Origin of the sequence: Thioalkalivibrio sp. ALM2T (genome assembly GCF_000381505.1) — a bacterium.
Classification (GTDB): domain Bacteria; phylum Pseudomonadota; class Gammaproteobacteria; order Ectothiorhodospirales; family Ectothiorhodospiraceae; genus Thioalkalivibrio; species Thioalkalivibrio versutus.
The window spans coordinates 62,113-82,784 of the sequence record NZ_KB906568.1; the positions used below are offsets into that span (position 1 = coordinate 62,113).

Here is a 20,672-nt window from a genome sequence, read left to right on the forward strand (position 1 = left end):
CGATACCCCCGATTCAGGAGACTGCCATGCTGCGCACCCTTCTTGCCGCCCTGCCGCTCGTTGCCCTGCCGCTCGTCGTCCAGGCCGAGACCCCGAACATCCAGCCCGGTCTCTGGGAAAACCAGACCACCATGATCATGGAGGGCATGGGCGGCATGCCGGACCAGACCGAGACCAGCACCGAGTGCGTCACCCAGGAAGACATCGACCGCGGCGAGAACATCATAGAAGCGCCGGAAGGCTGCACCCTGGACCACGTCGACATGAGTGCCGACCGCATGGACTACACCATGAGCTGCCCCGGCCCGCAGGGCGGACGCATGCAGATGGACGGCAGCATGCGCTTCATGGGTGACCGCGCCGAGGGCGAAATGACCAGCGAGATGGATACCCCCATGGGCCGGATGAACGTGCGCATGGAGATGCGCGGCCAGCGCATCGGCGACTGCTGACCCCCCTCTGAGTCACCACAGAGGGCACGGAGAAGACCCAACGAAGAAGGGTAGGATGTGATGAGCGCAGCGAATCGCATCGTGTCGCGGCCCCGGGTTTCCCGGTTCCCGAATTGATGCGTTTCGCTGCGCTCAACCGCATCCTACTTGCTGGCTTGTGCCGCTAGAAATCATCCCTAAGCCAATCAGACTTGGTCGGCCCCGATCGCTCAGGAGGCCGAGCTCCCGCCATGCTCGATTCCCCTTTGTGGGAGATTCTATGTCTGCCCGCAAGGCACCTTCGGCTGATAGTCGCTCTGTTTCTTCATCAGGGCGAAGGCGACGCGGGCCAGTTTTCGCGCCAGGGCGTTGAGGGCCTGGGTCGTAGCCAGCCCGCGGTCCAGGCAGCGCTGATAGTAGTCCTGCCAGGCCGGTTTGGATTTGGCCTGCATGGCAGCGAGGTATAGCAGCCGCCTCACTTCCGGATCACCCTGCTTGGTGAGTCGGCGTCGACCGCGTTTCTGACCGGAGTCGCGGACCCGGACATCCAGCCCTAGGAAGGCGATGAACGCATCGCTGCTGCGAAAATGACCGCGGTGGAAGGCCATGGTCAGGGCGGCGGCCGTGATGGGGCCGACCCCTTCCATCTGTTTGCAGCGGCGTGAGTCCTCTGACCAGCCGGCACGGTCAACGGCCTTGTGCAGATGCCGCTGGAGTTCATCGTCGATCTTCTGGATCTGACGGAGCAGGCTTTTCAGGCCGGTCTGCAGTTCGGGAACACCCCGCAGGCTCTGCTGCAGCATGACCCGGGCGCGGACCAGCGTGGCGCGGCGCCGCAGCAGCTTCTGCAGCGTTTGGTAGCCCTCGGGTGGCGGCGTCCAGGGCCGCAGGTCGTCCTGCTCTCGCTCGAGATAGCGCACCAGCAGGCGGGCGTCGCCCGCGTCCGTCTTGGCGCGGCCGCCGATGCTCTCGCGGTAGCGGTTCAGGCGATAGCCATTGATCAGATATACCCGGTGGCCTTGCCGGATCGCCTCCAGCGCCGTCACCAGGTGGTAGTCACTGGTGGCCTCCATCGCGAAATCCGCCGGTTCCGTCAGGCCCCGGATCCAGCGCTCGATCGCCGCAGGCGTGTTCTTGCAGCACTGAGCGGGTTCGCCGTTGATGCTGAACCAGACCTCGGCCTTGCCGACATCCACCCCGATACGCGAAGTCGTTGCAGACATTGCCATCATCCTCCTTCGGAGCTAGCGTGGAAGTGTCTGTCGGGGCCTCACCGTGCGCTGGCTTGCCATCTATCGTCGGTCCTGTGCCGATCGATTCCTTATCGGCGCTTGAGGTGAGGGGCGGGACGAAATCTCCCACGGTCTGTACCTGCGGTCAGATGCCAGCCTCGTCCCTTCGCCCCGACAGCCCCTTTTTAGGCCTGCCACGAGTAAACATACAAGGCCAGCCCTCTGGCCGATTCGGCGCCGGCCGCGCACCCCAACCGTCCGCGGCATCGAACGGGCGCTCGATCGGCCAGAGGCTGGCCTCCTACATGTTCCTTCCAGGCCTAATTCGATTTTCTCTGTGTCCTTCGTGGGCTCAGTGATGATGCCCTGACCTTTCACTCGCGACGCCAGAGAAGGATCTGATTGTTGGCCGGCAGGTCGATGACCGCCGCGGACTCGAGGCCCGCGGCCGTGGCAAGGACATCCAGGTCGGCGCGGTCGCGCACGCCCATGCCCGGATCTTGCGCCCGCAGCATCTGGTCGAACCGGGCGTTGGATTCGGCGGTATGCGAACCGTCGTGGGCAAACGGCCCGTACAGCGCGAACAGCCCACCCGGCGCCAGTACCCGAGCCACGCCGGCAAACAGCGCCTCCACCGCCGGCCAGTGCATGATATGCACGGTATTCGCGCTGTAGACGTACTCGAACGGCCCCTCCGGCCAGGCATCCCGCAGCACGTCCAGTTCCAGCGGGGGCCGCAGATTGGGCAGGGCCGCGTCGCGTCGCCAGGCCTCCACGCCCGGCAGGTTCTCTGCCACGTCACTGGGATACCAGTCGAGATGCGGCAAAGCCGCGGCGAAATGCGCCGCGTGCTGCCCGGTGCCGGCGCCGATCTCCAGCACCCGTCCATGCACAAGGAACTGCTCGCGCAGCTGGGCCAGGATCGGCGCGCGGTTTTGATCCGCGGCCGGGGCATAGGGCTTGTCGGAGGTCATCGCAGCGATCCGTTCACGGGGGACAAGGCAGTATTCTGGACGCCCCGCAACCGCACTGCCATGATCGGGACACACCCTATTTCCAGGCTGCCCTGATGACACCCCGCTTCCGGTTGTTCCTGCCCGCCCTGCTTGTCCTGCTGCTGGTCATGGGCGGCGAGGCGCTGGCCCGCGACATGGCGACCGACCCGGAGCGCCTGCTGCCGGTCGAACTGGCCACCGTCGGGGTGGATGCCGGCTCCGGCACGCCCATCGCCCTGTTGCGACACCCGGCGTCCGGCGAGGTGGTCCCGATCGTGATCGGGACCGACCAGGCCCGCGCGATCCTGCTGGCCATGCACGACATAACACTGTCGCGCCCGCAGACCCACGACCTGATGATCGACCTGCTGGAGCAGATGGATGCGCGCCTGGAACGGGTGATCATTGACGGCCTGGAGAACGGTACCTATCTCGGCTGGCTGGAGGTACGGATCGCCGGCGAGACCGAACCCCGGTTGATCGACACCCGCCCCAGCGACGGGCTCGCCCTGGCGGTACGCAGCGGGGCCGCCATCCATGTCGCGCCGGAAATCCTGGAGGCCGATGTCGCCTTCGACTACACCCCGCCGGGCGAGGACGAGGTCGTCACCGCCCTCGGCATCACCGTTGTAGAGGCCCGCAACGACCTGCGCGAAGCCCTGCAACTGCCGGACGAATCCGGCGTTCTGGTCAGCCGTGCCGCGGGCCTCGCCGCCGCCGCGGGCCTGACCCACGGCGCCCTGATTCTGAAAGTGAACGGGCGCACGCCCACCACCCCGATGGACTTCCTTGAGGCGATCTCCGCGACACCGGAGGGCGAACCCGCCGAAATCCGCTACTGGCTGGATGGCGAGACCCGCAGTATCACGCTACCCACAGACGTCCCCGAGATCGAGGAGTCCGACGACGCCCTGACCGTCTGAGCAGCGCCGGAACGGACGCGGGTCAGTCCCGCGGCGGAAGCCGCGGGCGCAGCCAGTCGAGCGTGGCGGTGGTTGCCGGATCGTGCTCGCCGGCGGTCGCGCCGGGCGCCAGGTCCTCAAGCACCTGACCGGCCAGCTGCTTGCCCAGCTCCACCCCCCACTGATCGAAGGCGTTGATCCCCCACAGCGTGGCCAGCACGTAGATCTTGTGCTCGAACAGCGCGATCAACGCGCCCAGCGTGGCCGGATCCAGGCGTTCCAGCAGAATCAGCGTGCTCGGCCGATTGCCAGGGAAGGTCCGGTGCGGCGCCAGCGCATCAATCGCCTCCGGCGACTGCCCGGCCGCCGTCATCTCGGCGCGCACCGCGGCCTCGTCCTTGCCCATCGCCAGCGCCTCGGCCTGCGCCACCAGGTTGGCCAGCAGCAACGGGTGCTGCGCCGGCAGGTCGTGCTCGGGGCGGGCCACGCCGATGAACTCGGCCGGGATGAAGCGCGTGCCCTGGTGGAGCAACTGGAAGAAGGCGTGCTGACCATCGGTGCCCACCGCACCCCAGACCACCGCGCCGGTTGCGTCCGTCACGACCTGCCCGTCCAGCCCCACGCGCTTGCCCAGGCTCTCCATCTCCGCCTGCTGCAGGTACGGCGGCAGCAGCGACAGGCGTTCGTCGTAGGGCAGTACCGCGCGCGACTGCGCCCCCAGCAGGTTCTGGTTCCACAAGTCCACCAACGCCATGCGCACCGCGGCATTGCTGGAGACCGGCGTCTGGCGCACGTGCTCGTCCATGGCATGAGCCCCGCCGAGAAAGGCACGGAAGCCGTCCATGCCGAGGAGCAGCGCCACCGGCAACCCGATGGTGGACCACACGGAATAGCGCCCGCCGACCCAGTCCCAGAAGCCGAACATGTTGTCCGGGTCGATACCGAACTCCGTTACCCGATCACGTGCGGTGGAAACCGCCACGAAGTGGCGCGCGACGGCCGTGTCGTCCGACGCATGCCGCAGCAGCCAGGCGCGGGCCGCACGGGCGTTGGTCAGGGTCTCCTGGGTGCCGAAGGTCTTCGATGCGACGATGAACAGCGTGGTTTCCGGATCGGCCTCGCGCAGCACGGCGGAGAGCGCCGCGCCATCCACGTTGGAGACGAACTGCACGGTCAGCGGCACGCCGTCGGCCGTCGCCTGTGCATGCGGCGCCAGCGCCCGGCAGACCATGCGCGGCCCGAGGTCGGAGCCGCCAATACCGATGTTCACCACGCGACGGATCGGACGCCCGCTGTAGCCACGGTGGGCCCCGTCGTGAATCCGCCGCACGAACGTCTCGACCCGGTCGAGCTGCGCATGCACCTGCGGAACCACGTCCGCGCCATCCACTTCACAGTGGGCGTCGCGCGGCAGGCGCAGGGCCGTGTGCAGGGCCGCCCGCCCCTCGGTGGTATTGACCCGCTCGCCGGCAAACAGCGCGCGCAGCGCCTCCGATACCTCACAGGCCGCAGCGCGCTCGTACAGGGCATCCCAGGCCGCACCGTCCAGGCGCTGGCGCGTCCAGTCCAGGCGCAACCCGGCGATCTCCTGCACATCCCGCTGTACCCGATCCCGATCGCGCGCGAACAGCTCGCGCAGGGGCTCGTCCGCCAGCCGCCGGGCCTCGACCCGCAAGGCACTCTCCATCACCGCACCCACTCCTGCCGTCATCCTGATTCCTCGATTGTCCTAAGCCCAGAGTGCCGCCCCGGCCCCTGCGTTACAATTAACAGAAAGTCATCCGGCGCCGCCGGTTCCGCACTTGGGGGTTTTTTGCATGCGCATCCTGTTCGCCAGCAGCGAGGCCTACGGTCTGGTCAAGACCGGGGGGCTCGCCGATGTCAGCGCCAGCCTGCCCGCCGCCTTGCGCCGGCGGCGCCAGGATGCCCGTCTGGTGCTGCCCGGCTACCCCGAGGCCTGTCGCAACCTGGTGGATGCCACCCCGCGCCCGGGTCCGGACGGCGCACCCTGGCAGATCCTCGAGGGCCGCCTGCCCGGGACCCGGCTCCCGGTCTACCTGATCGACTGGCCGGAATACTTCCAGCGCGCCGGCAACCCCTACAGCGCCAGCAACGGCATGGACTGGCCGGACAACGCCCAGCGCTTTGCCGGTTTCGCCAGCGCCATCGTGGCGCTGGCGCGGGACGAGGCCGGGCTGAACTGGGCGCCGGAACTGATTCACCTGAACGACTGGCAGACCGGTCTCGTGCCTCTGCTGCTGGATCCGGAGCGCACCGGCGTCGAACGCCCGCGGACGGTGTTCACCATCCACAATCTGGCCTACCAGGGCCTGTTCCCGGCGAGCACCGTGCAGGATCTGAGCCTGCCCGTGGATCTGTGGCACCCGGAGGCCCTCGAGTTTCACGACCAGCTTTCGTTCATGAAGGCAGCCCTGATCTTCGCCGACGCGATCACCACCGTCTCGCCCACCTACGCCCGCGAGATCCAGGAACCGGTCCACGGCATGGGGTTGGACGGCGTATTGCGCGCCCGCAGCGCCGACCTGCACGGCATCCTCAACGGGGTCGACTACAGCGACTGGGATCCGGCGCGCGACCGCCACATCGCCGCGCGCTACAGCGCCGAGGACCTCGCGGGCAAGGCCGCCAACAAGGCTGCACTGCAGACCCGCATGGGCCTGGAGGTCAACCCGGACATCCCGCTGCTGGGCCATGTCGGCCGCATGGTCGACCAAAAGGGTGTCGATCTGCTGCATGCGGCCTGCACGCCGCTGCTGGAGGCCGGGCGCATCCAGCTGGCCCTGGTCGGCTCCGGCCAGAAGGACCTGGAACACGCCACCGGCGCCCTCGCCCGCGCTTACCCCGGCCAGGTCGGCGTGCACATCGGCTACGACGAGCCGCTGGCCCACCAGATCGAGGCCGGGTCCGACCTGTTCCTGATGCCGTCGCGCTTCGAGCCCTGCGGGCTCAACCAGCTCTACAGTTTGCGCTACGGCACCCCGCCGGTGGTCCACGCCACCGGCGGTCTGGCCGACACCGTCGTGGATGCCACGCCGGAGAACCTGGAGGCGGGCACCGCCACCGGTTTCAGCTTCACCCCGGACAGCGTCGCCGCCCTCGGCGCCGCCTTGGAGCGCGCCCTGGCGCTGTATACCGCCCGCGGCGACGGCCACTGGGAACAGCTGATGCACAACGGCATGGCGCGCGACTTCGGCTGGACCACCAGCGCCGACGCCTATCTCGCCCTGTACCGCGAACAGCTTCCGCGCCGCAGCCGGCGTGCGAAGGCGGCATCTGCGCTATAATCGCGTCCTTTTCGCGACCTCCCGAACCCCAACCGGCAAGCCCAGGCAGCGGCGATCGTCGTCCTGCGCGCACAGGCCCGATATGACTCGAAGCGATCAACACGACCGATTCCTCCCCAAGGACAAGGAACTGCGCGCCCGCGTGCGCCTGTTCGGGGAACTCCTGGGCAACGTGATTCACGACCTGGAAGGCCAGGCCGTGTTCGACGCGGTGGAGAAGCTGCGCCGCGGCTTCGTCAGCCTGCGCAAGGACGAGGATCCCGACCTGCGCCGCCAGCTGATGGCCGACATCACGCACTTCGACGCCTCGCTGACCGAGCGCGTGATCCGCGCCTTCAGCATCTACTTCAGCCTGGTCAACATCGCCGAGGAAGACCTGTTCTACCGCTGGCGCCGCGCCCAGGTCTCCAGCGGCGAACCGCTGTGGACCGGCTCCTTCGACCAGACCCTGCGCGAGCTGCATGGCGAAGGCGTCACCGCCGAGGAGCTGGAACGCCTGCTCAACGAGCTGCACTACCAGCCGGTGTTCACCGCCCACCCCACCGAGGCCCGCCGCCGGACCACAATGGAGAACCAGCGCCGCGTGTTCGAGACCGCCGACCGGCTCAACCAGCCGGGGCTGGGCGAGGAAGAACGCCGCCTGATCACCGAGGAACTGGAGACCCAGATCCAGATCCTCTGGCGCACCAACGAGGTGCGGGTGAAAAAGCCGCAGGTTCAGGACGAGATCAAGTACGGCCTGTTCTATTTCGAGGAGAGCCTGTTCGAGGCCATCCCGCAGTCCTACCGCTTCCTCGAGAAGGCCATCCGCCGGATCTACGGCGTCAATCCCGACGGCAGCCTGCCGGTACGCATCCCGGCCTTCCTGCACTTTGGCTCCTGGATCGGCGGCGACCGTGACGGCAACCCGAACGTGACCCCCGAGGTCACCGAGCTGTCCTGCCGCCTGGCGATGGAACAGGTCCTGCGTGAGTACCTCAAGCGGGTAAACCACCTGCGCAACGTGCTGACTCACTCGTCCTTCATGTGCCAGCCGTCGCAGGCATTCCTCGACAGCCTGGACGCCGACTCCAATATCGCCAACGCGGTGTTCCAGGGCGCCTCCGACCGCTTCGAGAGCGAGCCCTACCGGCGCAAGCTCTACATCATGCGCTACCGTCTGCGCGAGACCCTGGACACCGTGGTGCGCCGGGTCCGCGGCGAGGCTGCCGTGCTGCCGACCAACAGCGCCTATGCCGACGCCCAGGCCTTCCTGAACGACCTCAAGCTGATCCGCGACTCGTTGGTCAGCCATGGTGATCGCAACATTGCCAGCGGCGCGCTGACCGACCTGATCCGCCTGGTCGAGACCTTCGGCTTTCACCTGCACCACCTGGACGTGCGCCAGGAGTCCACCGTCCACTCCGACGCGATCGCGGAACTGCTGGCCCAGTTGGCACCGGACACCGACTACGCCGCGCTGGACGAGACCGGCCGCCAGCAGGCGCTGAGCGAACTGATCGCCGTGGAGAACCTGCCCGAGGTGGACCGCAAGGCCCTCGGCGAGAGCACCCGCGAGACCCTGCGCGTGTTCGAGGTGATCCAGAGCATGCGCCGCGAGGTTGGTCCGGACGGCATCGGCACCTACGTGATCTCCATGACCCACGCCGCCTCGCATGTGCTGGAGGTCCTGCTGCTGGGCCGCCTGGCGGGTCTCGCGGGCAACGACGAAGAAGGCAACCCGTTCTGCCATCTGCGCATCTCGCCGCTGTTCGAGACCATCGAGGACCTGCTGCATGTCGAGGACGTCCTCGAGGGCCTGCTGTCCAACCCGGTGTATGCACGACTGCTGGCCGCCTCCGGGAACATCCAGGACGTCATGCTCGGCTACTCCGATTCCTGCAAGGACGGCGGCATCCTCGCCTCCAGCTGGAACCTCTACGAGGCACAGAAGAAGATCGTCGGCATTACCGATCGCTTCGGCGTGCGCTGCCAGCTGTTCCACGGCCGCGGCGGCACCGTCGGGCGCGGCGGCGGCCCGACCCACGAGTCCATCCTCGCCCAGCCCCCGGCCACCGTGCAGGGTCGGATCAAGTTCACCGAACAGGGCGAGGTACTGTCGTACAAGTACTCCAACGTGGAGACCGCGGTATACGAGCTGGGCATGGGTGCGACCGGCGTCATGCTGGCCTCGCGCAGCCTGATCCGGCCGCCGCGCAAGGACCGCGACGACTACCGCGCCACCATGCACGAGCTCGCGCAGGCTGGCGAGGATGCCTACCGCGAGCTGATCGACCGCACCGAACGTGTGCTCGATTACTTCTACGAGATCACCCCGGTACAGGAGATCGGCTTCCTGAATATCGGCTCGCGGCCGTCGCACCGGCGCAAGACCGACCGCTCCAAGAGCTCGATCCGCGCGATCCCCTGGGTCTTCGGCTGGGCCCAGGCGCGCCACACCCTGCCCGCCTGGTACGGCATCGGCACCGCGCTGGAACAGTGGCGCGGCGACGACCCCGAACGCCTGGCCCAGTTGCAGCGCATGTACCAGGAGTGGCCGTTCTTCCGCTCGTTACTGTCCAACTGCCAGATGGCCCTGACCAAGGCCGACATGCGCACCGCCGCGGAGTACGCCCGCCTGTGCAGCGACCCGGAACTGGCCGAGCGCATCTACGTCCTGGTGCGCGAGGAACACAGCCGCACCGTCACCGAAGTGCTGCGCGTGGCACAACTGGACCGACTGATGGACGAGACGCCCCTGCTGGCGCGTTCGCTGCAACGCCGCAACCCGTACCTGGACCCGCTCAACAGCATCCAGATCCACCTGCTGCGCGAGTCCCGCCAGTTCGACGCCGAGGCCGACGACGACGCCGACGAAAACCCGTGGCTGTCGCCCCTGCTGCGCTCGATCAACGCGATCGCCGCGGGCATGCGCAACACCGGTTAGGGAGAGGCTGATCACGGGCCGCCCCAGCCGGTGGTCCGCGATCGTCATCCTGCTAGGGAAACGCTGATTAATGCGTACCCTCGCGTTGGCACCCCAGGTTTTCCGAGACAAGGCGCGGTGCGCAGCCGGTAGTGGTTCTACCGGCAAGGGCCGTAACGCGGGCGGGATCGGGGAACCTGGGGTGCCAACCCCACAAGCTATTGAAAGACGGGGCTCGGTCGCCCGTTGTTGTCGAAAACGGGCGCGCGCGCGGCGTTGCGGCTCCCTTGTGCAGAATGACTGCACGGCAGTCACCGCGCCTTGTTCGCACGCAAAAGCGAGTCGAGCGCGAGCGTGCACATTAATCAGTGTTTCCCTAGAATCACGCCATGCGCCTGCTGCTACTGATCGTCGCCATCGTCGCCGTGTTCCTTGCGGTGCGCACCCTCGTGCGCTCCACCAGCAACCGCAAGCAGGTCCACCAGGATGAACGGCCCGAACGTCTGAAAGAGGGCGGCGCGGTGATCCGCTGCGCCTTCTGCGGTGTGCACGTGCCGGAGGCCGAGGCCTACCGCGACGGCGACCGCCTCTACTGCTCGCCGCAGCACGCCGAGGTCGACCGCAACCGCTCCGACGCCGATTCCCGCACCGAAGACGACTGATCCTCGCCCATGGATAACCAGTCCGGGGGGAACACGCCGATCGACGCCGACACCCGGCGTTCCGCCTGGCTTTTCGCGCTCTACCGGGTCTTTGTCGCGGCGGTCCTGCTACTGCTCGGGCTGTTCCCGGATACCCCGCTGGGGCTGCATCTCGTCACCCCCCAGTTCTACGCGGTCATCGCCACCGCCTATCTCGCCTTTGCACTCGTCGCCGCCGCCTTCGCCTGGCGCTGCACCCACAACCCGGACACCACCAGCCTCACCCGTATCGCGTTGATCGGCGGCGCCGGCGACGGCATCGGCCTGATCGCGTTGCTGATCGTCTCCGGAGGGGTTGGCACCGGCATTGGCCTGCTGCTGGTCCCGGCCCTGGTGGCGGCCGTGCTGCTCTCCAGCGCACGCTTCGCCCTGACCCTGGCCGCGATCGCCACCCTGGCCCTGTTGCTGGCCGAGGGCGTGAGCGCGCTATTCCTGCACCCCGCCGATACCGCCATCACCCAGGCGGGGCTGCTGGGTGCCACCCTGTTTGCGGCCGGCCTGCTGGCCCGCCAGTTCGCCCGCCGGGCCGGCGAGACCCGCGCCCAGGTGGAACGCCAGGAGGTGGACCTGGCCAACCTGGCCGAACTGAACGCCCAGATCATCGCGCGCATGAGCGCCGGTGTCATCGCGGTCGACCCGGACGGGTACATCCGCTCCATCAACGAGGCCGCGCGCCGTCTGCTCCCCCCGCGGCCGGGACGCCACCTGTCGTCCCTGTCGCCCTCGGTGGCACGCGTGATCCGCGACTGGCAGCGCAACGGCATGCCCACGACCAGCCAGCAGCTGCCGGGCGACCGCGACCAGCCGGCCCTGCGGATCCGTCTGGCCCCGCTGGGTAACCGCGGCGACCAGGGCAGTCTGCTGATCCTGGAGGACGCCGCCGAGCTCCAGCGTCAGGCCCAGGCCGGCAAGCTGCAGGCCCTCGGCCGCCTGACCGCCAGCATTGCCCACGAGATCCGCAACCCCCTGGGAGCCATCAGCCACAGCGCACAGCTGCTCGGCGAATCACCGGATCTCAAGCCTCACGACCAGCGCCTGCTCGACATCATCAACAACCAGAGCAAGCGCGTGAACGAACTGATCTCCAACGTCCTCAGCCTGTCACGCAGGGACGCCGGAGGACGCGAGCGGCTGAATCTTCAGGAGACCCTGGATCGCTTCGCCGAGGAGTTCTGCGGTGCGCTGCAATTGCCGCGAGAGACCCTGCATGCGCGCATCGAGCCGGCGGATTCCGAGATCCAGTTCGACCCCTCCCAGCTCAACCAGATCCTGTGGAACCTGTGCAGCAATGCGCGCATCCATGGCGGCCACGATCAGCCCGACAGCCCGCCCATCGTGCTGCGCGGCGGCGCCGGCCAGGTCGCGCGGGTGGTCAGTCTGGACGTGATCGACGCCGGGCCGGGCATCTCTGCCGAACAGGAAAAGGACCTGTTCGAACCGTTCGTCTCCGGGCGTGCCGGGGGCACCGGCCTTGGCCTGTACATCTCGCGCATGCTGTGCGAAAACAACGGGGCGTCGCTGGAATACGTCCACACACCCATCGGCGGCTGCTTCCGGATCCTGTTCGCCCCCCTGGAAACCGATTCGCCAAAGGAACAAGGCGCATGAGTATCCGCCACGTGCTGGTCGTGGACGACGAGCCCGACATCTGCGAACTACTCGAGATTACCCTGGCCCGCATGGGCCTTGAGGCCACCACGGCCACCCGCCTCGAGCCGGCCCGCGCCCTGATCGCCGAGCACGACTTTGACCTGTGCCTGACCGACATGCGCCTGCCGGACGGCGACGGGCTGGACCTCGTCCGCCACATCCAGAGCGAACGCCCGGAGCTCCCCGTGGCCGTCATCACCGCCCACGGCAGCGTGGATACCGCCGTCCTGGCACTGAAGCTGGGCGCCTTCGACTTCGTCAGCAAGCCGGTGGACCTGAAACAGCTGCGCGAACTGATCGACGCGGCCCTGCGCCTGGAGCCGGCGGCCTCGATCGCGGTAGAGCCCGGCGACGACGCCACCCCGGCCACCCCCGATGACAGCCCCCTGCTGGGCCAGTCCGAGCCCATGCAGCGTCTGCGCGCCACCATCCACAAGCTGGCGCGCAGCCAGGCCCCGGTGTTCATCTCCGGAGAGTCCGGATCCGGCAAGGAGCTGGTCGCGCGCGAGATCCACCGCCTCGGCCCGCGCGCCGAACGTCCATTCGTGCCGGTCAACTGCGGCGCCATCCCCGGCGAGCTGATGGAGAGCGAATTCTTCGGCCACCGCAAGGGCGCGTTCACCGGCGCCACCCAGGACCATACCGGTCTGTTCCAGTCCGCCGACGGTGGCACGCTGTTCCTCGACGAGGTCGCCGACCTGCCGCTGCCGATGCAGGTGAAGCTCCTGCGCGCCATCCAGGAACGCGCCATCAAACCGGTCGGTGGCACCCGCGAGATCCCGGTCGACGTACGCATCCTCAGCGCCACCCACCACGACCTGGAAAAGGCCGTGCGCGAGGGCCGCTTTCGCCAGGATCTCTACTACCGCCTGAACGTGATCGAGCTGAAGGTGCCGCCGTTGCGCGAGCGCCGCGGCGACATCGAACGCCTGGCCACGCGCATCCTGCAACGCATCGGCGAGCAGTGGCAGACCGGCGACCTGGAGCTGGCAGCCGACGCCCTCGCGGCCCTGCAGGGGCACGGCTTCCCCGGCAACGTCCGCGAGCTGGAGAACATCCTGGAACGCGCCGCCACGCTGTGCGACGGGCCGCTGATCCGCGCCGGCAACATCGACCTGCCGGCGAACGGTCTGGGCACCGAACCCACCCCGGGCGCGGAGTACGGCGAACCCGAGAACGGCCTCGACGGCGCGGAGAGCGCCCTGGACGACCAGCTCGCCGCGCAGGAACGCCAGGCCATCGCTACCGCCCTGCAGCAGACCGGCGGCAACCGCACGGCCGCCGCACGCCTGCTCGGCCTCAGCTTTCGCCAGTTGCGCTATCGCCTGAAGAAACTCGGGATCGAGTAGTCAAACTCCGGTCTACAACAGCTCGAACCACTCGTTCAGGGCAAACCAGATCACGTAGCCGCCGTACAGCAGCAGGAAGATGACACTGAGCACCGTGATCGGGCGAAACCCCTTCACGTCCACCTGATAGGACACATCCTCCCCCCGCGCACGGCGGCGGCGCACATCCATCCAGCGCGACACTCGCCACCAGACGAACAGCAGGATCAGGATCACGGTCAGAAACTTCAGCATCGGGGTTCGCTTCCTCGCACGGGACTCGCAACAGAGCTGAACGCGACACTACCGGAGAACGCCCGCCGCCGCATCGTCCACACCACCCCGCGCCCCAAGTGCTGCCTGGCGCCCATCACCCCGGCGTCATCCCGGCCGCAGCGCAGCGAAGAGCCGGGATCTCCGCGGCCATGACCACCCCGATGCCCGAGACCCCGGATAACCGCTCCGCGGTTTGCGGGATGGCGGCACAGGGAAGAACGCCCGGCGCCCCGTGTTGTCCTGCCCCCTGTGCGAGCCTGCTTGCAGACGAACCCCCGCCAAACCTGAACTACCTACCCACGCCGCTTCGCATGCCGTGTGGCCGGCGCATTCCACGGATCCTCCGGCCACGGGTGCTTGGGGTAACGGCCCTTCAATTCGCGCCGCACCTCCGGGTAGCCGTTCTCCCAGAAACTCTTTAGATCCTGAGTGACCTGCACCGGGCGCCGCGCCGGCGACAGCAGGTGCAGCACCAGCGCCACGCGACCTCCGGCCACAGCGGGCGTTTCCGCCAGGCCGAACAACTCCTGCAGCTTCACCGCCAGCACTGGCGGGTCCTGCGTGTAGTCCACCCGGTGGGCGGAACCGGAAGGCACCGCGATACGGGCCGGCGCCTCGCGCTCCAGTTGCTGTTGATGCCCCCAGTCCAGCCGCGCGCGCAGGATCGCCGCCAGGTCCAGCCGGTCCAGATCGCGCAGCCGCGTCATCCCGGCCAGGTACGGCCCCAGCCAGTCCTCGAGACCGGCCAGTAACGCGGCGTCACCCATGTCGGAAAAGCCCGCCTCCGGCATCGCCTGATGCAGCAGCTGAATCCGCGCGCGCAGCTGGGTCGCCGCGTCGTCCCACGGCAGCAGCGCAAGCCCTTCGCGGCGCAGCCGCTCGCACCAGCGCGGGATCGTGGACGCGGGCTCATCCAGCGCGACCATCTGCCGCTCGACCACCAGCGTGCCAATGCGGCGGATGCGCGCGTTTTCCAGCCGCGCCCCATCCTCCACCCAGTCGCAACGCGTCTCGCGGTGAAAAAGCTCCGGCGCCTCGCGCTCCAGCGCGGCCAGGTCCAGCGCCACCGCACAGCGGATACGCGCCTCGCGTTCGGCGTCGGTGCAGTCCACCGCCACCAGGTACTCGGCATGCGCCAGGCGCTCGCGCTCCGGCAGCAATGCCCCGCGGCCATTGCCCATCACGAAACGCCCGGCCTGCCCGCCACGTGGCCGGGCGATGCGTTCGGGCCAGGCCAGCGCGGCCAGCACCCCCAGCGCCACAGCCTCGTCCAGTACGGATTCTGCTGCGCCGGCGCTGTCGTCCAGCCGCCCCAGGGCCTGCTCCAGCCGCCGCAGCCCGGCCTTCCAGGCACGGCCGCCCGCACGCCGTGCCTGCACCAGGCGCTCCCCCAGTTCCAGCGGGGCGCCCGGCCCGGCCATCCCCGGCTCCTCGACCACCACCGCCAGCTCGCAGGCCAGACGCGAGAGCCCCCGCTCGCGCGCCCGCAGCAGCATGTGCGCCAGGCGCGGATGCGTCGGCAGCCGCAGCAGGGCACGGCCGTGATCGGTGATCCGCCCTTCGGCATCCAGCGCGCCCAGCTCCGCAAGGATTGCCTGCGCGGCGGCCATGCCGTGCGCCGGCGGCGGCTCCAGCCAGTCGAGTTCGGCCACCGCCTCGCCCCAGCCGGCCAGCTCCAGGGCCAGCGGCAGCAGGTCGACCTGTTGCAGTCCGGGTGTCGCGTAGTCCGGGCGCTGTACCTCCTCGGCACGGGCCCACAGCCGGATCGCGACGCCGGGTTCGGTCCGCCCGGCACGGCCGGCGCGCTGTTCCGCCGCGGCCTTCGAGGCGGGGACCGTCACCAGTCGCGACAGCCCGGTCGCGGCATCAAAACGCGGCTCGCGGGACAGCCCCGCGTCGACCACCACGCGCACGCCCTCAATGGTCAGGCTGGTCTCGGCAATATCGGTGGCCAGCACCACCTTGCGCTCGCCCTGCGGTGCCGGGCGCACCGCGCGGTTCTGCTCCTCCGCCGACAGCCGCCCGAACAACGGCGTCACCCGCGCGGGGCCGGACGGCGTCTCCACGGTCTCCCCCAGGCGCGCAGCCACCTCGCGGATCTCGCGCTCCCCAGGCAGAAAGACCAGGGCCGAACCCGGCTCGGCCTCCAGTGCCTCGCGCACCGCCTGCGCCACGGCGTCGGCCAGCGGGGCGTCCTTCTTCGGCGGCGCGTAGCGTACCTCTACAGGGAACTGGCGCCCGCGAGCCCGCAGCACGGGCGCGGGGTCCGCCTCCGGCCCCGCAAGCAGTCGCGCCACGGCCTCGTCGTCGAGGGTGGCGGACATCACCACGATCCGCAGCTCGGGGCGCAGCAACCGGCGCACCTGCAGCGCGAAGGCCAGCGCCAGTTCGGCCTCGGGCCGGCGCAGGTGGAATTCGTCGAACACGACCGCGACGACGTCCTCCAGCAGCGGGTCGGCCTGGATGCGGCGCAGGAACAGGCCATCGGTGACCAGCTCGACGCGGGTTTGCGCCGAGACCTTCTGCTCGTCACGCACGCGGTAGCCAACTGTCTGCCCGACCGGCTCGCCGCGCTGCGCGGCCATGAACGTGGCCGCCATGCGCGCGGCCAGGCGGCGCGGCTGAAGCACGATGATCCGCCCCCCGGATATGGAACCCGCCAGGTGCAGCGGCACCCGCGTGGTCTTGCCCGCCCCCGGCTCGGCTACCAGCACGGCGGCACCGTAGACGTTCAGCGCGTCATCCAGCGGGTTCAGCAAATCGTCCAGCGCCCGGTACTCCGGGGCCGCATTCGGGCTCTCCGTCATGTCGCGTCAGTTTTCGACGACGCGGGTACCGGCCTGCACGCGGTCGCCCGGTCGGGTGACGACCCGCTCGCCCTCCGCCAACCCTTCCAGGATTTGGGTCGTGAACCCGGAACGGCGCCCCACCTCGACCCGGCGCGGCTCGGCGCGCCCGTCCTCGACCACGAACACCGACCACTCGCCACGGTCGCGGAACAACGCACTGGTCGGCACCTGCAGCACGTCGTCGCCCTCCCACAGCAGGAACTCGGCCTCCACGCGATAGCCAACAGCCAGCCCCGCCAGGCGCGCCTCCACCGCATCCAGATCGAGGATCACCGGCACGCGCTGTTCGTCCACGCCCAGCGCGGAGATCTTGGTGAAGCCGAATGGCTGCACCCGGCGCACCGTGGCGTCCAGCTTCGCGTCACGACCCCAGTCCGTCAGGCGCACGCGCATCCCTGGTACCACGCGCACCGCATCCATCGACAGCAGGTCCACCTGTACCTCCAGGTCGTCCAGATCGCCAACCACCAGCACCGGCTCGCCGGCGCCGATGGTGCCCTCGCAGCAGCGGTAGCGCTCCAGCACCACGCCCTCGGCAGGCGAGCGCACGGACAGGGTATCCGCCTCGGATTCCGGCATCTGGCCGCTGGCGATATCCAGCACCACCCGGGCACTCTCGATCTCGCTGCGCGCGACCTCCACGGCGGACTCGCCCGCGCGCACCGCCGAGCGCGCCCGGTCGCGCATCGTCTCCATGCGCTCCATCTCGGTCGCGGACACCGCCCCGCGGTCGAACAACTCCTGATGCCGGCGATACTCGGAGTCGGCAAACCGCGCCTCGGCCCGCAGGTTCTCCAGGTTCGCCTCCGCGCTTTGCAGCCGCGAACGCGCGGCGGCCAGGTTCTCGCGTGCCTGCTCACGCGAGCGCGCATCCAGCGCCGGCGTCGGCAACGGCTCCAGGCGGAACAACGTATCGCCCAGCGCCACCGCGTCGCCCTCCTCCAGCGCCACCCGATGCAGATAGCCCGCAATCGGCGCCGACACCGTGTAAGTCTCGCGCAGCCGCGTGCGGCCCTCCTCGCGCACCGTCTCCTCGAACGCCCCGGACTGTACCTCGCTCAGCGACACCGGCACCGGCTGCGGCCGCAGCGCCCACACCAGTGCGGCCACCCCCGCCAGCACCACCAGCCCGATCGTGATCCGCTTTTTCATCAACATGCCATCAGTCTCGCAAATCCTGCCTCGACGCGCCCGGGGCCACCCCCGAGCAATACGCCCCCCACACGTAGGATGCGACGAGCGAAGCGAATCGCATCAAGACGGCGCCGGAAAGCCACGCGAATGGCCGGCATCCACGGTTTCGCCACATTCCTGCATCGGTGGATTCCCGTGGCTTCCAGATGATGCGATTCGCTCCGCTCATCACATCCTACGTCGCTGCCCTGAGCCCGGGGTCATTGCGCCGCCCCAAACACCCCGACCCGCGAACACCCCTTCAGCCAGGAGGCCCCAATCTCGTAGGATCCGAGCCCTCTCGGCGATTGCAGCGTTGGCTACACCCCATCGGCTCCTGCCCCGCGCCCGGGGTCATCTCCGAGCAATACAACCCACATACCTAGGATGCGATAAGCGAAGCGAATCGCATCAAGACGGCGCCGGAAAGCCGCGCAAATGGCCGGCATATACGGTTTCGCCGCCATCTTGCATCGGTGGGTCGCCGGGGCTTCCAAACGATGCGATTCGCTTCGCTCATCACATCCTACGTGGTGATTGGGTGGTGCGGTGGCCATTACTCCGCGGCCTTCAGGGCTTGTACGCGGTCGAGGCTCTGCAGGCGGCGCCAGGCGAGGAAGGCGGTCAGGCTGGCCGCCACCAGGATGCCCAGCGCGGCGAAACCGTAGGCCTGCGGCGTGATCACCAGCGGCACGCGCATCAGATCCATCGCGAAGGCCTGGTTCAGCAACCAGGCGAAACCGGTGCCGGTGATCCAGGCGACCGGGATCGCCGCCAGCGTCAACACGGCGATCTCGCCCAGCAGGATCCAGCTGACCTGGCCGCGCGAGTAGCCGAGCACCTCCAGCGTGGCCAGGTCGCGGGCGCGTTCGGCATAGGTGATGCGCGCGTTGTTGTAGGTCACGGCGAAGGCGATGGACACAGCCAGCGCGACGAACACCAGCGCAAACACGATGAGGGTCTCGCCGATGTATTCGCGGATGTTGCGCTCGGCTTCCGCGATCAGACCGACGCTGGCCACGCGCGGGCGATCCGACAGCCGCGCGAACAGCGCGTCCTCCTGCGCGCGGTCGGTCAGCAGCCAGGCCCCGGAGACGGCCGGCCCCTCGCCAATCAGGCGATTCAGCGCCGGGCGGTACATGTAGGCGCCGACGCCGATCGGCTCCTCCACCACCCCGGCCAGCGGGACCGAGACCGTGCGCCGGCGCCCCTCCAGGATCTCCAGCTCCACTGGATCGCCGACGCGCAGCCCCAGCTGTTCCGCCAGGTAGTCAGTCAGCAGGATGCCCTCCTGCGGCAGCCGGCCGCGCCCGCCGGCCATCGGCAACTGACGCAGGCGCGGCTCCGCGTCCAGACCCAGCAGACGCACGCGCTCCTCGCGGTTCACGCCGACCAGGCGCACCGGCACCGCGCGGAAGGTCTCCACCGCCAGCACGCCCGGCTCATGGCGCAACTCCCCGGCCACCCGCGCCGGCACCGGGTCGGTGAACTGCAGGTCGATGTCCATCTGCAGCACCTGCCCGTACTGGGTGTCCAGCATCTGGTCCACCGCGTTCAGCTGGTAGGCGCCCATCAGCAGCAGCCCGCCGGACAGGCCGATCCCGATCACCGACAGGACGGACTTGAGCCGGTGGCGCGCGAGGTTGCGCAGGATGATGCGGGTCGGCTGATCCAGCCCACGCCACGCCGCCGTGCGTTCCAGCCAGCCGCGGCGAAAATGCTCCGGTGCCGGCGGGCGCATGGCCTCGGCCGGCGCCATGCGCACCGCCTGCCAGACCGCGCGGAAGGTGCCGAGCATCGCCGCGCCCATCGCCACGGCCACCGCCAGCACCATCACCCAGGGCTGCAGGCGGAAGCTCATCTCCGGGAAGCGGAAGTACTCCGCGTAGATCCCGGCCAGGCCCTGTGCGGCCCAGGCCCCGAACACGAGCCCCAGCGCACAGCCCACCAGCACAATGCCGCCGGTCAGCAGGCCGTAGTGCACGGCAATCGCACCATTGCCGTAGCCAAAGGCCTTGAGCACCGCGATCGGCTCACGCTGCGAGCGGATGATGCGCCCGACCACGACGTTCAGCAGGAAGGCCGCCACCGCGAGGAAGATGGTCGGCAGGATCGCCGCCTGGGCGCGCAGCTGGGTCAGCTCCTCGGACAGGAAGCGGTGCGAGAACTGGTCCTCGCGCCCGTAGGCACCCAGGCCGCCGTAGCGGGCCAGCGCGCGGTCCATGGCCTCGATCACGGGCTCCGGGTCGGCGCCCGCTTGCAGACTCACGGTGACGGAGTTGAACGCCCCCTCCATGCCGTAGGCGGCGGCCAGCGCGCGGCGGTTCATCCACAGGATGCCGTAGCGCTCGTAGTCCGGCAGCAGGTCGGTGGGACTGATCTGGTAGACGAACTCCGGCGACAGCGCGATGCCGCTGATCTGCAGATCGGTCAGGCGCCCGTCGATGATCGCGCGCAGGGCATCCCCGGCGCCCAGCCCGTGCGCCTCGGCGAAGGCCTCGCTGACCACCACCTCGCGCTCGCGCCCGGGCTCGGGCAGCCGGCCCTCGCGCAGGTAGAGCCGGTTCAGCAGCGGCTCGCCCCCGTCGGGCAGCGAGAGCATGGTGCCCCGGATCGGGTCGTCGAAGCCGGCCACCTCCAGGCGCACCGGGGCCTGCACGCGGGTCTCGATCTGGTTGATGCCCGGCGCATCGCGGAAGCGCTCCACCGCGCTCTCCGGCGCGCGCGTGATCTCCGCGAACACGTCGGCGAACTGGTATTCGGAGTAGAAGCGCTCCTTGGTGATGGTCAGGGCGTCGAGGCTGGTCACCGCGATCACCAGCGTCATCACCCCGCTGGCGATCACCAGCGCGATGGCCGCCGCCTGCCCCTTCAGGTGGCCGAGATCGCGCAGGATCTTGCGGTTCAGGGCGCGCACGAGACGGG

The 20,672-nt window shown here is 68.9% G+C and carries 14 protein-coding genes; 7 read left to right on the plus strand and 7 right to left on the minus strand.

The window, feature by feature from the left end; translation table 11 throughout:
• Nucleotides 1–26: 26 nt before the first annotated feature.
• Nucleotides 27–452 carry a DUF3617 family protein gene (locus tag F816_RS0112020; RefSeq protein ID WP_019594926.1) on the plus strand — a complete coding sequence of 142 codons (426 nt, stop codon included), beginning with the start codon at nt 27–29 and terminating at the stop codon, nt 450–452.
• Nucleotides 453–709: 257 nt separating this feature from the next.
• Here F816_RS0112020 and F816_RS0112025 read toward each other — a convergent pair whose 3' ends face one another.
• Together F816_RS0112025 and F816_RS0112030 are read right to left on the minus strand one after the other, a co-directional pair.
• Complete coding sequence (locus F816_RS0112025; protein ID WP_019594927.1) at nt 710–1,654, minus strand: IS110 family transposase; 945 nt, start codon at nt 1,652–1,654, stop codon at nt 710–712.
• A gap of 383 nt (nt 1,655–2,037) precedes the next feature.
• Complete coding sequence (locus F816_RS0112030) at nt 2,038–2,637, minus strand: DUF938 domain-containing protein (protein WP_019594928.1); 600 nt, start codon at nt 2,635–2,637, stop codon at nt 2,038–2,040.
• A 95-nt stretch (nt 2,638–2,732) separates the two neighbouring features.
• Between F816_RS0112030 and F816_RS0112035 the strand changes: the two genes are divergently transcribed.
• Nucleotides 2,733–3,581: a bifunctional nuclease domain-containing protein gene (locus F816_RS0112035; RefSeq protein WP_019594929.1), complete on the plus strand. Its 849-nt coding sequence runs from the start codon at nt 2,733–2,735 to the stop codon at nt 3,579–3,581.
• Between the two features lie 22 nt (nt 3,582–3,603).
• On the opposite strand, the gene pgi is transcribed toward F816_RS0112035, so the two are convergent.
• Nucleotides 3,604–5,247: a glucose-6-phosphate isomerase gene (gene pgi, locus F816_RS0112040; protein ID WP_019594930.1), complete on the minus strand. Its 1,644-nt coding sequence runs from the start codon at nt 5,245–5,247 to the stop codon at nt 3,604–3,606.
• A gap of 130 nt (nt 5,248–5,377) precedes the next feature.
• Between pgi and glgA the strand changes: the two genes are divergently transcribed.
• The 5 genes from glgA (at nt 5,378) to F816_RS0112065 (ending at nt 13,470) form a co-directional block, all read left to right on the plus strand.
• Complete coding sequence (glgA, locus tag F816_RS0112045; RefSeq protein ID WP_019594931.1) at nt 5,378–6,865, plus strand: glycogen synthase GlgA; 1,488 nt, start codon at nt 5,378–5,380, stop codon at nt 6,863–6,865.
• A gap of 82 nt (nt 6,866–6,947) precedes the next feature.
• Entirely contained in the window at nt 6,948–9,791 is a 2,844-nt protein-coding gene (gene ppc / locus F816_RS0112050) for a phosphoenolpyruvate carboxylase (RefSeq protein WP_019594932.1), read from the plus strand.
• A gap of 368 nt (nt 9,792–10,159) precedes the next feature.
• Nucleotides 10,160–10,432, plus strand: a complete 273-nt coding sequence (locus tag F816_RS0112055; protein WP_018146333.1) for a PP0621 family protein — start codon at nt 10,160–10,162, stop codon at nt 10,430–10,432.
• A 9-nt stretch (nt 10,433–10,441) separates the two neighbouring features.
• Nucleotides 10,442–12,079: a PAS domain-containing sensor histidine kinase gene (locus F816_RS0112060; RefSeq protein ID WP_019594933.1), complete on the plus strand. Its 1,638-nt coding sequence runs from the start codon at nt 10,442–10,444 to the stop codon at nt 12,077–12,079.
• On the plus strand, nt 12,076–13,470 hold the full coding sequence (locus tag F816_RS0112065; protein WP_019594934.1) for a sigma-54 dependent transcriptional regulator: 1,395 nt from the start codon (nt 12,076–12,078) through the stop codon (nt 13,468–13,470). Before F816_RS0112060 ends, F816_RS0112065 begins: the two co-directional genes overlap by 4 nt.
• Before the next feature lie 12 nt (nt 13,471–13,482).
• Here F816_RS0112065 and F816_RS0112070 read toward each other — a convergent pair whose 3' ends face one another.
• The 4 genes from F816_RS0112070 to F816_RS0112085 form a co-directional block, all read right to left on the minus strand.
• On the minus strand, nt 13,483–13,704 hold the full coding sequence (locus tag F816_RS0112070; RefSeq protein WP_018950603.1) for a hypothetical protein: 222 nt from the start codon (nt 13,702–13,704) through the stop codon (nt 13,483–13,485).
• A 314-nt stretch (nt 13,705–14,018) separates the two neighbouring features.
• On the minus strand, nt 14,019–16,532 hold the full coding sequence (gene hrpB / locus F816_RS0112075; protein ID WP_019594935.1) for an ATP-dependent helicase HrpB: 2,514 nt from the start codon (nt 16,530–16,532) through the stop codon (nt 14,019–14,021).
• A gap of 6 nt (nt 16,533–16,538) precedes the next feature.
• Entirely contained in the window at nt 16,539–17,732 is a 1,194-nt protein-coding gene (locus F816_RS0112080; protein ID WP_019594936.1) for an efflux RND transporter periplasmic adaptor subunit, read from the minus strand.
• A gap of 571 nt (nt 17,733–18,303) precedes the next feature.
• A complete protein-coding gene (locus F816_RS0112085) occupies nt 18,304–20,664 on the minus strand; it encodes an ABC transporter permease (RefSeq protein ID WP_019594937.1) in 2,361 nt (786 codons plus the stop codon).
• Between the last annotated feature and the right edge of the window lie 8 nt (nt 20,665–20,672).